11 protein-coding genes are annotated in these 15,744 nt (G+C 39.1%); 5 read left to right on the top strand and 6 right to left on the bottom strand.

Translation table 11 applies throughout. From position 1 onward, the window contains the following. Positions 1-76: 76 nt before the first annotated feature. Genes AC1DDK_RS02305 through AC1DDK_RS02320 form a run of 4 tightly spaced genes read right to left on the bottom strand, consistent with a single transcriptional unit; the run spans position 77 to position 5,667 of the window. Positions 77-1,837: an ABC transporter ATP-binding protein gene (locus AC1DDK_RS02305; RefSeq protein WP_477633798.1), complete on the bottom strand. Its 1,761-nt coding sequence runs from the start codon at positions 1,835-1,837 to the stop codon at positions 77-79. Beyond that, positions 1,827-3,578, bottom strand: coding sequence for an ABC transporter ATP-binding protein (locus tag AC1DDK_RS02310; protein ID WP_477633799.1), 1,752 nt, complete (start codon positions 3,576-3,578; stop codon positions 1,827-1,829). The genes AC1DDK_RS02305 and AC1DDK_RS02310 overlap by 11 nt, the downstream gene beginning before the upstream one ends. Positions 3,579-3,629: 51 nt before the next feature. Next, a complete protein-coding gene (locus AC1DDK_RS02315) occupies positions 3,630-4,340 on the bottom strand; it encodes a 3-keto-disaccharide hydrolase (protein ID WP_288880720.1) in 711 nt (236 codons plus the stop codon). 19 nt (positions 4,341-4,359) lie between these two features. Then, positions 4,360-5,667, bottom strand: coding sequence for a Gfo/Idh/MocA family protein (locus AC1DDK_RS02320; protein WP_288880718.1), 1,308 nt, complete (start codon positions 5,665-5,667; stop codon positions 4,360-4,362). Positions 5,668-5,861: 194 nt separating this feature from the next. Between AC1DDK_RS02320 and AC1DDK_RS02325 the strand changes: the two genes are divergently transcribed. Together AC1DDK_RS02325 and AC1DDK_RS02330 are read left to right on the top strand one after the other, a co-directional pair. Then, positions 5,862-6,203 carry a YciI family protein gene (locus tag AC1DDK_RS02325; RefSeq protein ID WP_172660662.1) on the top strand — a complete coding sequence of 114 codons (342 nt, stop codon included), beginning with the start codon at positions 5,862-5,864 and terminating at the stop codon, positions 6,201-6,203. A 92-nt stretch (positions 6,204-6,295) separates the two neighbouring features. Next, complete coding sequence (locus AC1DDK_RS02330) at positions 6,296-7,534, top strand: RNA polymerase sigma factor (RefSeq protein WP_337715365.1); 1,239 nt, start codon at positions 6,296-6,298, stop codon at positions 7,532-7,534. Between the two features lie 37 nt (positions 7,535-7,571). Here the strand turns inward: AC1DDK_RS02330 and AC1DDK_RS02335 are convergent, their stop codons facing one another. Beyond that, positions 7,572-8,789, bottom strand: coding sequence for an FG-GAP repeat domain-containing protein (locus tag AC1DDK_RS02335; protein ID WP_477633800.1), 1,218 nt, complete (start codon positions 8,787-8,789; stop codon positions 7,572-7,574). Between the two features lie 152 nt (positions 8,790-8,941). On the opposite strand from AC1DDK_RS02335, the gene AC1DDK_RS02340 reads away from it, so the two are divergent. From AC1DDK_RS02340 to AC1DDK_RS02350, 3 genes are all read left to right on the top strand, one after another. Further along, the gene (locus AC1DDK_RS02340) at positions 8,942-11,335 is read left to right on the top strand and encodes a TonB-dependent receptor (protein ID WP_477633801.1); all 2,394 of its coding nucleotides are present in this window, start codon (positions 8,942-8,944) and stop codon (positions 11,333-11,335) included. A 2-nt stretch (positions 11,336-11,337) separates the two neighbouring features. Continuing rightward, positions 11,338-12,480: a PepSY-associated TM helix domain-containing protein gene (locus AC1DDK_RS02345; protein WP_477633802.1), complete on the top strand. Its 1,143-nt coding sequence runs from the start codon at positions 11,338-11,340 to the stop codon at positions 12,478-12,480. 69 nt (positions 12,481-12,549) lie between these two features. After that, the gene (locus tag AC1DDK_RS02350) at positions 12,550-13,059 is read left to right on the top strand and encodes a cupin domain-containing protein (protein ID WP_288880706.1); all 510 of its coding nucleotides are present in this window, start codon (positions 12,550-12,552) and stop codon (positions 13,057-13,059) included. 52 nt (positions 13,060-13,111) lie between these two features. Here AC1DDK_RS02350 and AC1DDK_RS02355 read toward each other — a convergent pair whose 3' ends face one another. Next, the gene (locus AC1DDK_RS02355) at positions 13,112-15,742 is read right to left on the bottom strand and encodes a peptidase associated/transthyretin-like domain-containing protein (protein ID WP_172660667.1); all 2,631 of its coding nucleotides are present in this window, start codon (positions 15,740-15,742) and stop codon (positions 13,112-13,114) included. Positions 15,743-15,744: the final 2 nt, after the last annotated feature.

The following is a 15,744-nucleotide window of genomic DNA, read 5'->3' on the forward strand; positions in this document are numbered from 1 at the left end:
TTTCACTGTATGAATATGATATAAAAGTAAAATCAGACTTTGAAGAAAATCTGTAGAGCTACTGGCAATATCCAGACTAACTTTTTCTTTTATGATGGATAAGCTTATCCATAGCCTCCTGAAATGATCCTGCCCTGGTAACCTCTCCACTATTTACAAAGAAGATTTCGTCGGCATTCTCGATGGTATTTAAACGGTGGGCAATAATTACCAGAGTAGTCTCTTGTGGCAATTTGTCTAATATCTCGCCAAGTAGTTTTTCTGTTATGGTATCAATATTTGCTGTCGCCTCATCAAGAATTAGCAGATCCGGCTTTCTTAGCACAGCGCGCATAAAAGCGATCAATTGTTTTTGTCCCAGACTTAAGCTATCGCCCGAAGAGAGAATCTTTGTTTCTGCTCCATCATCAAAAACTGAAAGTAATCCTTCCAATCCAGTGGCTTTAATTATTGCTAAGAAACTTTCCTGATCATATTCATGATACTGTTCATTGCCGTATAAGATATTTTCTCTAACCGTTCCTGTAAATAAGAACGGTTCCTGAAGTATAAATCCAATTTTCTTACTCCGTTCTTCAGGAGTATAAGATTTGATGTCTTTGCCGTCTAAAAGAATCATTCCACTAACCGGATCGTACAAACGTGCCATAATGGATGCAGTTGTGGTTTTACCTCCACCTGTAGGACCTACCAGCGCATATGTTTTTCCTTTTTCGAGCTTAAAATTCACATTGTGAAGTATTTCATTACTTGTGGTATATCCAAAATGAACGTTTCTGAATTCAAGTAACGAATCTGAGGCTGTTGCAACACTACCCTTAACAATATCCAGATTACTTTCGAGAGATAACATACGGGAGATCCTATCCCAACCCGCAAGTGCAACCTGGAAACTTGTCCACAAAGCAGCCAATTGCCTTAATGGGTTATAAAAGTTAGTAGAATAAGCCAAATAACTTACAAGCAGGCCTATACTAAATTCCGATTCAGAGATCAGATAAATCCCATAACTCAGCACAATTAATTGCGCTAAAGCGGAAAACAACCCGAATACAGGTAAGAACATGTTGTTTKCCATTCCTGTACCCATAGCAGTTTTATAATTATGCTGGTTGGCTACATCAAACTTTTTTCTAAAATAATCTCTTCGGTTAAAAGCAATTATCACCTTAAAGTTGTTCAGGCTTTCCTGTATTTCGGCGCTTAGCCCACCAGAGCTTTTTAAACTTAACGCATTCCTTTTTCTTACCCAAGGCGAAACACTTCTTGTAAAAATCAGGATAACTAAGGCTGGTACCAGGGTAGCTAGCCCAAGTTTTATATTGATAGATAATAAGAATACCCCGGAACCGATCATAGTAATGATACTACTAATGAACTGCATTAGGGCCTGAGAAAAGAATTGGCTCAATTTATCCGTATCATTATTAACCCTTGATATCAGATCACCTGCTTTGTTCTCATTAAAGAAGGCTACAGGTAATTGCTGGATTTTATTAAAGATTACGTTTCTTAATTTGAAGATGGCGCGCTGGGCTACACCTCCCATCCATTGCGTTTGCAAATAACTGCTCACAAAAGCGATAGAATACATCCCTAGTAAAATCCCTGCAAATACCAAAACACCATGATATTTTCCGGTTTGCACGTAATGATCTATTGTATACCCTATTAAAAACGGGCCAAGAAGGTTAAGTGATGCACTAACAAGAATTGCCGATAAGGAGAGAAAAATACGCTTTCTCTCTTCCGCAACCAGATTCAACAGGTTTTTAAGTCCTGTCCAGGATGAACTTTTCTTCTCCTGCTCTGCTATGCTGTTCAGATTATAATTCATAGTTGCTTGTGCTTTTTTGTGAATTAAAAATCTGTACGTATTCAGGGCTTGTATTCATAAGCTCTTTGTGGGTTCCTGCGGCCAGTATTTCGCCCTGCATAAGCAAAATGATCTGTTCATAATGCTCAACCGCAGCTATTTTCTGAGTTACCGATATAAGCGTTAAATTAGGGTAATTGCGCTGAATATTTTCAAGTATGCGGGTTTCAGTCTGATTATCTACCCTTGCTGTAAAGTCATCAAGCAACAATACATTTGGATTTATTGCCAATGCACGTGCCAGCATAATCCGTTGCTTTTGTCCTCCTGAAAGACTTAATCCCCTTTCGGAAACGCTGGTATTTAACCCTTCCGGCAATGATTCCATAAAATCTTTTAGTTCTGCGGTTTCAATTGCCCTTTGTAAAGATTCGTCTGTTACCGTTTCACTAAAAGTTATATTTTCGCGGATGCTCATATTGAACAGGATACTATCCTGAAAAACAAAGCCTAACTTTTGGTAAAAAGATTCACTTTTATATTCATCTATTTGATGTCCGTTGAATGTTAATACACCGCTATCTGGCTTAATTAAACCACTAAGCAAATAGAGCAGTTGTGTTTTACCTGCTGCTGTTGGTCCAATTACCGCAGTCCTTGATCCTGGTCGTACAGAGAAATCGATATGCTTTAATACAGGCTTTTCACCGTAATTAACATTTACATCCTTCATTTCTATAGCTCCGGTTAAATTAGCTGCCAGCTGACCTGTTTCAATAGTATCTGGTCTTTCCAGCATTTCGCTGATCCTGCCGTATGAAGCAGTAGCCTGAGCAATTACATTACTCATAAAACCTATGATAAGAATCGGGAAAATTAGCAGTGCCAGATAACTGTTAAAAGCAGCAAAATCACCCAAGCTMATTCTGCCGTTAATTACATAATGTCCACCCAGAACCAGAATCATTAAACCCGCCATATTTGCTGTAAATACAATTATGGGGATTAGCCAGGCAAATAACCTCAGAATTGAAAGTCCAATATCTTTGGCCTTATTACTCGCCTCAAAAAACTTATCATATTCCAGTTGCTGCGAATTAATTACGCGAATTAACATAGCCCCAAGGATACTTTCATTAATTACTTTATTTAACCAGTCTATTACTTCCCTGCTTTTTTTGAATAGCACCCGTACTTTACCCAATACAATAAAAAACGTACCTCCAATAATTGGAATGATGGCCATGACAATTAAGCCAAGTTTCCAGTTGATGCTAAGCAGTAAGATACTTGCGCCAATAATGATGAACAAGGAGGATACGATAGAAACAATGGCCTGCGATACAAACAATTTTATAGAATCTACATCGGAAGTAAGATTAGTAAGTAAACGGGATGGGTTCGTGGTTTGTATATAAGCAAAGCTTTGTCGGGATATTTTATCGGCTAACCGGGTTCTTAAGTCCCTTGCTACCTTTTCTGAGGCATAGGTTTGCATTAAACTTTGCAGGAAACTAAATAGAAAGATAATGAGCACTACAACTATAAATTCAGTAGCAATGGTTTTATATGAAAATTTGCCTGCACTGTATGCATCTATACCGCTACCAATAAGTTTTGGTATCCAAAGGTTGAGACCATTGCTGAGCAATGCAAACAAGATGAGCAGCATAATCAGGCCTGAATACGGTTTAAGCAAACTAAAAATGCTTTGACCCTGCTTCGTTTTCTGTTTTGGACCCTGAGTATCTGAATTTTTCATTTTCAACTTACGAAATTGGGATTTTTTTTCAATACTATAACCCAATATCAATTATAATTCAGTTATTTTTAAGTTACGAAAATGAATCTCAGCACCCTCAGATTCTAAACACAGGTACCCCTTCTTTACGGTTGATTTACTTATCCCATTTACAAACTTGCCATTTACCGATAATTTGATGGTTCCATCCACACAAACAACTGTATAACTATTCCATTCGCCTTTTCCTTTGCAACGATTCTCTACAGATTTACTGCGTTCGCCCCTTGGATTATCCGGAACTGTTTGTACACCCCCAACCCCAAAAAGTTCGCCATGAACATATGCAATAGGTGGCTTTTCACCATTAGTAATATTCTGGTTTACCCAGTCAAGTTCAAGCATCTGCACTTCTACGCCACCAGGCAGTCGATTTTCCGCTCCCGGTTTTGCATCACTCCATACAAATACTCCCGAATTTCCGCCAGCTTCCATGTGCTTCCACTCAACCTGTAGTATAAAATTCTCATATAGCTTTTCTGAGCGCATAACGCCAATGGGCTTGCCTTTGCAAATGAGCAGATCTTTATCTACCCTCCAGGTATCAGGATCCGTATTTACATTTATCCAGTTAATCGACTGCCCCTTAGCTTTATCACCACTGGTTGTTTGCTCAAATTTTAACTCAGTCCCAAATTTAATAGATTTTGCTTGTGCATATAATGATGGTTTGCAAAGTAAAAGAAACAGAAAGGCCATACCTATCCCACTTAATATTTTCATATCTATCGTTTTAGGTTGGTTAAATTACTTTGGTGATACCAGGCAAAGCTACCGGATGGTCTTCCCATTTAAGATCCCAATGATAATCCTCTATTTTTGGGCCTAGCGTTTCGGTTGATTTCATGACCTGTTCTAATGTCAGCGTTTGGCCACTATATGCAACCATACGTCCCCAAATCGCCAACAGAGTGCTGTTTGCCATTTCTTCGCCCTGGTTTATTGGATTTCCACTTCTTATACCAGCAAAAAGTTCATTATGTTGAGTTTGGTACATATTGTTTTTCTCTCCGTTATAAATCCATTTGTTTTTCCCGGTTATTTCGTATTTGCTGCCAACATTAATAACTGCATTTCCATCTGAGCCTAAAACGTCTACGCTGTTGCGATGCGATGTTCCCTCCTGCTGCCTGCAAAAATGGTATCCCTTAACTCCGTTAGCATACTCATACTCGATTGCAAAATGGTCATATATATTACCAAAGATTTCATCCACACGAACTTGTCTGCCACCTGTCCCTGTCGCACTAACCGGCATTTTTCCGCCCATTGCCCACGACATCAGGTCAAGGCTATGAACTGCCTGTTCTGTTATAAAATCGCCCGAAAGCCAGCTGTGGTAATGCCAGTTACGCATTTTATAGGTGAGATCGGTCCAATCCGGCTGACGAGGGTTTGACCAATTTCCCGCCCCATTCCTGAATGTAGAAACGGTTCTGATGTCGCCAACATCTCCATTTAAAATCCTTCCGAAAGTAGCCCTGCTTGGCAGATCGTAACGGAAACAAAAACCAGACACCAGTGAAAGGTTTTTCTCCCGGGCTTTTTTTGCCGCATCTAAAACCTTACGTATCCCGGGCACATCAACCGCAACGGGCTTTTCACAAAAAACATGTTTATCTGCGTTTATTGCAGCGGTTAAATGGTCAGGTCTAAATGCTGGAGGTGTTGTAAGTAAAACTACATCTACCCCAGAATCTATTAGCTTTTGATAAGCATCAAACCCAATAAATTTATTCTTTTTGTTTACTTTAACCCTATCACCTCCAATTTCTACAAGGGCCGCATACGCGCCTTCCAATCTATCCTCAAAAACATCAGCCAATGCTGTAATTATAACATCCGGATCTGCCTGCAATGCTTGCGCTGCAGCACCTGTACCGCGACCACCGCAGCCTATTAGACCTACTTTAAGCTTAGACTTTGCTGAAGAAAACAATGGAGAAGCAAAGCCTGATTGATAAGCTAATGTACTTCCTACAAGTACCAGACCCGATTTCTTTAGAAATGATCTTCGATCTGTTAAATTTGGAATTGTAATTTTAGTCATAATATTAGGTTCATTTGTTCGGTTGTGTTCTCCCTGGCAGGAGTAGTTTCATTTTGTACTAAATTTATGTTAAGTTATCTAAAGATGGAATTATTCACAAAAAGATTACCTAAAAAATAAAGAAATTGCATGATGATGTCCAATTTCAGAAATTACAATCGTCATCTGTTTTTAACCATTAAAACTTAAGCAAAATGAAAGAGTTCTTATTTGTATTTAGAAATGATTATCAGGCTGTACCTAAAGGTTCTCCTGAAGAAATGCAGGCCGAGACTAAAAAATGGATGGATTGGATAGGCGGTATTGCTGCACAAAACAAACTGGTTGACCGAGGTAATCGCCTGGGATCCGAAGGTAATACTGTAAAACCAGGAAATGTAATTACCGACGGCCCATTTATGGAGATTAAAGAAGCAATTGGAGGCTACACGCTTGTCAGAGCAGAATCACTGGAAGAAGCTACAGAAATGGCAAAAGGCTGCCCTATCTTTAAAAATGGCGGAAGTGTAGAGGTTAGAGCAATTAACCCTATGTAAGCGATAATCCTACGATTAGTTTAAAAAAATGATAAGCCTTTGTAATTTGCAAAGGCTTATCATTTTCGCGCATCTAACCTATCAGTTTTATTATGGAACAAACAGAAGAATTAATACCGCATTTATTTAGAACAGAATACAGGAAATTAACTGCTGTACTAACTAAAATATTTGGTCTGGAACATATAGAAATTGCAGAGGATATTTCAAGCGATACTTTTTTGATGGCATCTGAAACCTGGGGGATTAAAGGTTTGCCAGAAAACCCCGTTGCCTGGCTCTATACTGTAGCAAAAAACAAGGCTAAAGATTATTTGAAAAGGAATACGCTGTTTGATCAGAAGATTACGCCGCACCTCCAAAACAATAGCTCCGAAATTCAGGAATTTGAAATTGATCTGTCGGAACAAAACATTTCAGATTGCCAGTTACAAATGATGTTTGCAGTTTGCCACCCTTCTATTTCTTCTGAAGCACAGATAAGTTTATCTCTCCGCGTGCTCTGTGGTTTTGGAATTGATGAAATAGCAAATGCCTTTTTAACCAACAAAGAGGTTATTAACAAGCGACTGTTTCGGGCTAAAGAAAAACTTAGGATGGAACAGGTTAAAATCGAATTTCCTAATCAGGGCGCAATTGAAGGCAGATTAGAAATGGTTCTAAGAACTTTATACCTTCTTTTTAATGAAGGTTATTATTCGGCCGGAAAAGATGTAACCTTAAGAAAAGAGGTTTGCCTGGAAGCCATGCGTTTAACTAATTTGCTACTTGAAAACAAAACAACAAACAAACCGGCAGTAAATGCACTAATTTCTCTAATGTGCTTTCATGCGTCCCGCTTTGAAGCAAGAGTAAATGTAAACGGGGAAACTATCCTTTATCAGAATCAAAATGAAAACCTTTGGAACGAAGAACTCATTACCCAGGGGGAATGCTTTTTAAATCAAGCCTCCGTAGGGGATAAACTTTCAAAGTACCATCTTGAAGCAGGTATCGCCTATTGGCATACCCATAAACAAGACTCGGCAGAAAAGTGGGAAAGCATTTTGCAACTTTACAATAAGCTGCTTCAATTAGAATACTCGCCAATTGCAGCACTGAACAGAACCTACGCCTTATCCAAAGCCAATGGTAAGAACGAAGCAATTATAGAGGCTGAGAAACTAAACCTGAACGATAATCATTTATATCATGCTCTTCTGGGTAATTTATATACGGGAATTGACAACTCTAAGGCACGGTTCCATTTTCAAAATGCTTTAAAACTAGCTAAATCAAAAGCTGATAAAACGATAATATCAAAAAACATAAGTGATCTTGGTTCTGACTAGAATCAACTAGTTCTATTTTCAGGCCGATCCTCTGCCCTTATTTCCCCAAGAGCAATCTGGCTTGCGTTCCCCATTGACCAATAAAAAGGTCCGGTTTACCATCTTTGTTTACATCACCAATAGCTATACCCCAGCTTCTGCCTACAGTAGATTCCGGAATAACCTCGTTGGTCACTAACTTAAAATTCCCTTTACCATCATTTTGCAATGCCTGAACCTGCATCGGCTGAAAAGGAGGAATCTTGAGTGCGCTTAAGATAATGTCTGGGTGACCATCATGGTTGAAGTCAAAAATTGCCCCTGCATAAGTAGAGTATTGCTGCTTTGGAATCCTTTTTGCCGTTTCATCTTTAAAATTTCCTTTACCATCATTAATCAGCAAACGGGCAGTAGGATCTTTCTCAAATGCACCCCCATTGCTTGTTAGGTTAAGAAATAGAATATCGGGGTGTTTATCTCCATTTGCATCAAATACTAAAACTTCTCTTGTATGCAAAGGAACCAGAAGCTCCAGCTTTTCTGCTTGTTGGGTGAAACGTCCTTTTCCATCATTAAATAATAAACGATTAGGAGGAACCTCATTCCCTGCAATTAAATCCAGATGCCCATCGCCGTTTAAATCAGTCAGCTTAACAGATTGTGTTTCCCATCTGAGTGCAGGCAATCCTTCTTTTGTATAATCAATAAAGTGCCCAGGCTTATCCGGATTATTTAGCCACAAGAAATTCTGAGGTGTAGGTCCGGTGTTTCCAACAACAACATCCAATAAACCATCGCCGTTTACGTCTCCAATATCCAGTCCATTCGCTTCACTTTTTGCAGGCAGTCTCTCACTCACATTTCTAAAAGTTCCATCTCCATTTCCTAAATAGAACTCATGATTTTGATCATCTTCGGCAACGAAGATGACATCCAGATTCCCATCTTTATCAAAATCTCCTGCACGTACGTGTTCTGTATCGTGCGATTTTTCTGCAAAAACACCTTTATTCCAGGTAAATTTTCCTGTACCATCGTTTATATACAATCGGTTAGGCAAATTTTCCAACGCTAGTATAGCATCCAAATGACCATCTTTATTCACATCAGCCAAAACCACATCCAAAGCATGTGCTTCTGCATCTATGGGMAATTGAGTTAAGGTAACATCTTTGAAATACTTGGTTTCCACACTTTGTGAACAAGCATTATTAACAACGACAAGGCTTAGTAAAGCCGAAATCGTATAGAATTTTCTGAATGGAGAAAGCTGCATAACTAAAGTTACTCATATTTTCATTATTCCATTCCCCGGAGCAGACCAAAAAAAGAAAATCAAAACAAAATGATTTTTCGTTAAAAGCTGTTTGTATTAAATCTAAATAAGAATACCTTTGCGGCAGTTTTAATCTTTACACGAATAATTATATGCCAGATTCCCAAATCAAAACGCATGCAGAAAACTTATCTTCTTTATTAACATATAAATTATTACTGATTTTATCAGTCTTGCTTCTTATTGCAACCCCTTTTATCTCATTTGCGCAAAACGGCAATTCAAAGGCTTCGCTATCAGGCATAGTCAATGACACTGAGGGCCAACCGCTGAAATATGCAACTGTTACCGTGAGTGGCGGCAAAAGCATTCCGACAGATAAACTCGGCAGATTCCTGATCAAGGATCTATCTGCCGGTGCTCACCGCATTAGTGTCAGCCTGGTCGGCTATCAGACTTTAGTCAAAGAGGTAACGCTTATTGCTGATACCACCACCGAAGTTTCTTTTGTGCTTGAAACAGGAAATGCCCTTTCTGAAGTGGTTGTTACTGCTGGTAGAAAACCAGAAAGCCTGAAAGATGTTCCCTCCTCAGTTACCATTCTTACCGCAAGGGATGTAAAGGAACAGTTGAACGTTAATCCTTCAGTTACCGCCATCCTTGGAAATACCGTACCGGGATTGGGAACTTCCAGTAATAAGGCCACCAATTCAGGACAGACCCTACGTGGCCGTCAGGTATTGGTACTGATTGACGGTATTCCCCAATCTACGCCACTTATGAACGGAAGTCGTGATATCCGTACACTTGACCCGGCAGCTATTGAACGTGTTGAGGTCATTAAGGGTGCAACTTCTATTTATGGTAATGGATCTGCAGGTGGTATTATTAACTTTATCACAAAAAAACCCACTGCTAATAAAACGTTTAGCGGTACCAGCAGTGTGGGATTAAATGGTAACCTGGCACATCCGTCAAACACAACGGGATACCGATTTTCGCAAACTTTTTCAGGAACGATAAATAAGTTTTCCTATGTGGTTAATGGCACATATAATTATACCGGGGTGTTAAAGGATGCTAAAGGGAACGTGAATGCCCAGCCTGATGGACTTGGTGAGAATTCACTTTATAATACCTTTGTTAAACTTGCGTACAAACCAAATGAGCATAGTGAAATTATTGCTTCATATAACCTGTTTAGAAGTGTACAAAGCAGCGATTACATCAACGTAACGGGCAAATACGGCGAAAACCCTTCGGTAGGTAAAAAAGGAGATGATCCCGGAGAAGCCGCAGGTACACCGTACAACCACAATGCCTTGGTTTCCTATCATAATGATGCGCTGCCTTTAGCCAGTTCTCTTGATGTTTCGGCTTATTACAATAGCTTTATATCTATGAACAGATATGTGGAGAAAGCAACGGCCTGGTACGGCCCGGGACAAACCAAAATACAGTCGTTMAAAAAAGGTGTTCGCCTAACATTGAACACCCCATGGAAAATGGGCGCTTTTGGCGATGGAGAACTGACTTACGGACTCGATCTGTTAAGCGACAGAACCAATCAGGTTCTTACCGATGGCAGGGTATACATTCCGGACATGAACATGCTTAATCTTGCACCATATGCCCAGATGAAGATGGACATAATGACCAATTTTGTTTTGAAAGCCGGAGTTCGTTATGAAAATGCCCGTGTTAAAGTACAGGATTTCAGCACTATTGCCAGAGGGCCTAACGGCGAAGGCAGTATTGCTGTTACCGGGGGTAAGATTCCTTATCATAGCACTACTTTCAATGCTGGTTTAAGATACAACAAATATGATATCTTTAATCCTTTTGTAAGTTTCTCTCAAGGCTTTGCAATCAACGAGCTGGGTCGTATCTTAAGAAGTGCAACCAGCAATACGCTGGAAAGCATTGCCACAGATCCTATTATTACCAATAATTACGAGACGGGTTTCAGCAGCAGGCTAGGCATTGTTAATTTAACCGCATCTTATTATATAAGTACTTCTAAATTGGGGGCTAACCTTGTTGATGTTGGAGGATACCTTGTACCTCAGCGCGAACCGGAAAGAATCCATGGCTACGAAATTTCGGCTGATGTATACTTTAGTCAGAAATGGACAGCGGGAGGCAGCTACTCTTATGTAGAAGGAAAAGCAGAACAAACAGGCGGCACAAAAGTATATATGAATGGTTTACGCATTGCGCCACCTAAAGCAACTGCTTACCTGGGCTACCGTCCGTTGAGTTCGCTTGATGTGAAACTATATTGGGTATATACCGAGGGTCGTGATCGTTTTGATGTACGCGCTAATGGTTTGTATGCCAACAGTGAAGGTCCGGTTAAACCGGTAAGTCTTTTCAACCTGTCGGCCGGCTACAGATTTAACAGTAAGTGGTCAGCCGGACTAGGTGTAGAAAATTTGCTGAATAGTTCATATTACCCGGTAGTAAGCCAGTACCGCGCCATTGATGCAGAATATGTACGTGGCAACGGCGCAACCATGAGTCTGAATCTTTCTTATAACTTTTAATAATGCTGCGGAAACTCTTTTTCTGGCTGCATAAATGGCTTGGTCTGATTACAGGCCTGGTTGTTTTGATTGTTAGTATAACTGGTTGTATAAATGTCTTTTCGGATGAACTAAAAGAATACTTTTATCATAAGCGATATTATGTAGAAGCTGAGGGGAATCGCAACTTTTTAAATTTCAGTGAGCTGCGCAATCAGGCGCAAAAAGCGCTTGGGCCGGATGTTAAGATTACCCGCAGTGAGATCTATCCTGCTAAAGGCCACACCTGGATATTTCGTGCATCGCTAACGGATAAGAAAGCCATCGGACACTGGAACTACTACAAATATTATTACAGGGTTTATGTGAACCCCTACAATGGAAAAGTAGTATACGTGGAAGACACGCGAAATGAATTCTTTCAACTGGTGTTGAACCTGCACATGAACCTACTATTGGGTGACTCAGTTGGCGGCATGGTAACAGGAATTTCGGCGCTATGCTTTTTTGTTTTATTGTTGAGCGGTCTGATTCTGTGGTTTCCTCGGAAATGGAAGACAAAAGCCTTCAAAAAAGGGCTTGTAATTAAGCGTAATGTAGGAATAAAGCGACGAATTTATGATTTACACAATGTATCGGGCTTTTATATCCTGATTCCAGCGATTCTGATCTGTGTAACAGGTTTGGTCTTCGCTTTTCCCTGGGCTGATCAGTCTGTTCAGTTCCTGGCCAATGGCGGAAAAGCTGCTGAAAAGCGCATTATTCCATTATCTACGCCCAACGAGACCTACCATCCTCAGTCAACAGATAGCGCTATTACTCATCTTTTCCAATTGCATCCTCAAGCAGATATACTATCGATCCGCTTCCGCGAAAAGAATACAGATCCAATGGATGTTCAGGTACGGCTTGCCAAAAATCGTACACACCTGTTCGAATGGTATTATTTTKACCGTAACAACGGCAAACTGTTAATGAAGTACGGCGATCAGGACGTAAAGGGTGGTGAGAAATTCAGAAGTATGAATTACGACATTCATACCGGAGCCTATGCGGGCATCCCAACCAAGCTACTTGCTTTCTTTGTTTCATTAATCTGTGCCGGCATGCCCATCACAGGCTTTTTAATGTGGTATAACAAAGGGAACAAAAAGCGGTCGAGATAAGTATCCTCAATTTAGTTGATTGCCACCTGGTAGTGCGTAAAACATTTTTTAACTTTAATCAAATGTTTAGTGGAAATCGAAGATAATATGGATTCTAATGTAAAGATTATCAGTAGCGATGAAGGAGAAACATTAGCGATAGCTGGTGGCAATTACAGAATTGTAATCTCCGGAGATCAGACCAATGGCAACTATGCTGTTATTGAAATGACTGTTCCTCCAGGTGGAGGCCCACCACCCCACTCCCATCCCGAAACTCAGGAAATGTTCCACGTTCTGGAAGGAGAAGTGGAATTTAAAACAGAAGCAGGTAAGCAAACTGTTGGTAAAGATGGCTTTGTAAATATACCCTTTGGTGGGGCGGTACACTGTTTTAAAAACATCTCTGAAAACCATGCACGCTTACTCTGCACGGTGGTACCGGCAGGACTGGAAAATCTATTTAAGGAAATAGGCGTACCTGTATTGCCGGGTCAGATTCTGCCAGTTCCTGAATTAAACGACAAGCGAAGAGAATTTTTAAAAGAAATAGACCTAAAATATAATCAGAAAACCTATCCTCCAGACTTTCTAGGCTAGTAGCTAGGGATAGAAGTCTGCAATACCGAAATCATAGAACATTACTGCTACACTATTGGCCAATGGCCAATGAAAGATTAAACATTACGTACCTGCCCAACAACGAGGCACTACTAGTAGATTTTACAACATTGCTGACATAATTATTAACTAGTGTTTTTACATCAAAAAGGTTTTTACCTATAATGCTGTATTTTAAGCGTGTGTTTTTAGGCTGATATATGAGCTCCGAATTCAATATATGATAATTCGTTTTGTTAAGCTGATATAGGTCAAAAGAAACCAGTTGTGTTAAACCACCACCAAATTTAATCCTTGAAGCAGCAGAATATTTACGGACAATGTTATTGTTTATCCTATTATCGGCTAAATAAGTGGCATCTTTGATATATTGAAATTGTCCTGAAAAGTTCAATGGAAATTTAAAGCCCGTAGATAGCTTAAAATCAAATGCGTTATTGAAATTAGTATAATTATTTATTTGATTGCTAATTGATGCGTAATAATTGGTTTTGGATCGACCAAAATTTAAGGTGAAATCTGTAGAAATAACCGGGATAAATTTTTGAAAAACAGCATTTCCTCCTAATTTTTTTATCCCCTTATAAAAATCCAGTTGCGTGTAAAACAAGGTATTATCAAAATAATTAGCGGTAAGAAAACCTGATGCGCTATAGCTTGCATTGCCCGATAACTGAAATGAAAAATATTTATCAGAAAAAGATCTGTTGTTATAGTATGCCCGTATGATATGGCTGTTAAAGTAATATATACGATCTAAACCTGTATTGATATTCCTAACATCTGTTACCAAACTGTTTTTGTAATAATCAAAATCATCCGTGGAGGTATTCTGAATTTTGTAATTTAAGGACAGCTGCTGATAATCACTTAATTTAGCAGTGATGTTGAGTTCTGGCTGTAAGTAAAAGTAGGTGCTATCCTGCTCATACACACTAATATGTTTTATGTTTCCCCTTAATAAACCCTGCACTTTGATAATTTTGTTATCGAAAGTATATTTCGCCGCTAGATAAAGTAACCGACTATCCGTAACAACATCATTTTGAAAATCTTCTCCAAGAAGGGTTTGATTAAAATTATCTACCCTATAAAGATTAGTAAAGGTTTGTGTTTGTTTAATGTTACCTCCCCCATTTAAGTAGAAATAGTTGTATCCCGATTTTTTTAGTAGTTGAGCATCAACCGTAACTGTATTTAGCGTATTCGAAGCATTTTGAAGCAGATTTTTGGCACCGTTAAATAAAGGAATTTGACTGTATAGATCAGAAATTGATCCGTAGCTTTGCTCAATTTTCTGGTTAAGGGTAGTCATTGTGGCCACAAATGCAGTAGATGCATTGGCTTTTTGAACATAACTTATTTCTCCCTTAAATGATTTAACCTTATCCTCCTGACTTTGATTGACCAGATTTTCAGTTTCAGCATTAAAAAAGGAAGTATCCAGAGAGGCGTAAGTTGAGGGTTTAAAAGTATAGGATATGGCAGAGGATAAGCGAGAAGCCCTGCCAATTCTTTGTTGTACACCCAACTCTATTTGATAATTCTTGTCGTTAGAAGACCTTGTTTCCCGGTCTTCGGTAGTTATAGGTTCTGGGCCAAGGAAAATTTGCGTGTTAGATCGTTCATCAGAAAGCTTATTGCGGATTGCATAAGCACCGAATGTAAGTTTAAGGTTTTTATTAGCATGGCTCACAGCAGAAAGACTTCCTGAAAGCGTGTTATTAAGACGAAAGTTATTGTTGTCGAATGGGTTAGTATCTCCTATAGCATGATTAATTAACTTGCCGTTTGAGTTGTTGTATGCTGTTTTACTATTAAGGCTTAACAAATCTTCCTGGTATTTGCCCGTATTGTTATTGCTTATGTAAGAGAAGGCCTTAATTCTTTTGTATAGAGAAACCACATTGGCAGACACATCGTTTCTTTTATTGATGCCAACCGCCAGATCTGCACTCCCTAAAATACTTTTATTGTTTTTTAATTTAAGATTTAAGACAACCTCATCAGAGCTTATTATTCCATTCAATAGGTCATCTTCGATATAATTCTCTATTGCTTGTACCTGTTCTACAAGCTGGGGTTTCAAATTTTGGGTTATGGTTTTATAATTCTCACCCGTCATATCGTCCCCCTCTAATAAAACCTTGGTGATTTTTTGTTGGTTATAAGTGATCGTGCCATCTTTACTTACAGACATGCCTGGCATTTTTCTGATCACACTTTCAATGTTCTTATCCTCCGCGGTTGTTAATTTAGCTACGTTAAAACTGGTCGTATCATTATGAATTGCTACAGTCGGTTTTTCAGCCTTAATGTTTATTTGCTCTAATTGTTTTGGGTCATCAAGTAATTCGAAGTTATGACTAATTACATTGCCGTTAAAGGTACTCGATTCTAATTTTAGTGTATCGGTTTTTAGACCGATGTAACTGGCTATTAAGTATATAAATTTCGCACCGCCTAAATTCGCTTCTAAAACGAAGAGCCCATTGGTATTGCTGTTTGTATAAGAAAGGATAGTACTGTCTGCTGTTTTTAACTGCAAAGTTGCATATGCAAGCGGCTGCCCGCCAGTAGTAACCTTACCATTTAAAGTTAATTTTTGCCCGAAACCGGCAAAAGATATTAAAATAAATAAGAGTGAAAATACAAATTTCAAAA

The organism is Pedobacter sp. 05T44 (assembly GCF_056395985.1).

What these genes read in the sequence shown, in the direction of transcription:
- AC1DDK_RS02315 (WP_288880720.1), bottom strand. Translation starts at nt 4,340, where the DNA reads ATGAAAATATTAAGTGGGATAGGTATGGCCTTTCTGTTTCTTTTACTT.
- AC1DDK_RS02320 (WP_288880718.1), bottom strand. Translation starts at nt 5,667, where the DNA reads ATGACTAAAATTACAATTCCAAATTTAACAGATCGAAGATCATTTCTA.
- AC1DDK_RS02330 (WP_337715365.1), top strand. Translation starts at nt 6,296, where the DNA reads ATGGAACAAACAGAAGAATTAATACCGCATTTATTTAGAACAGAATAC.
- AC1DDK_RS02325 (WP_172660662.1), top strand. Translation starts at nt 5,862, where the DNA reads ATGAAAGAGTTCTTATTTGTATTTAGAAATGATTATCAGGCTGTACCT.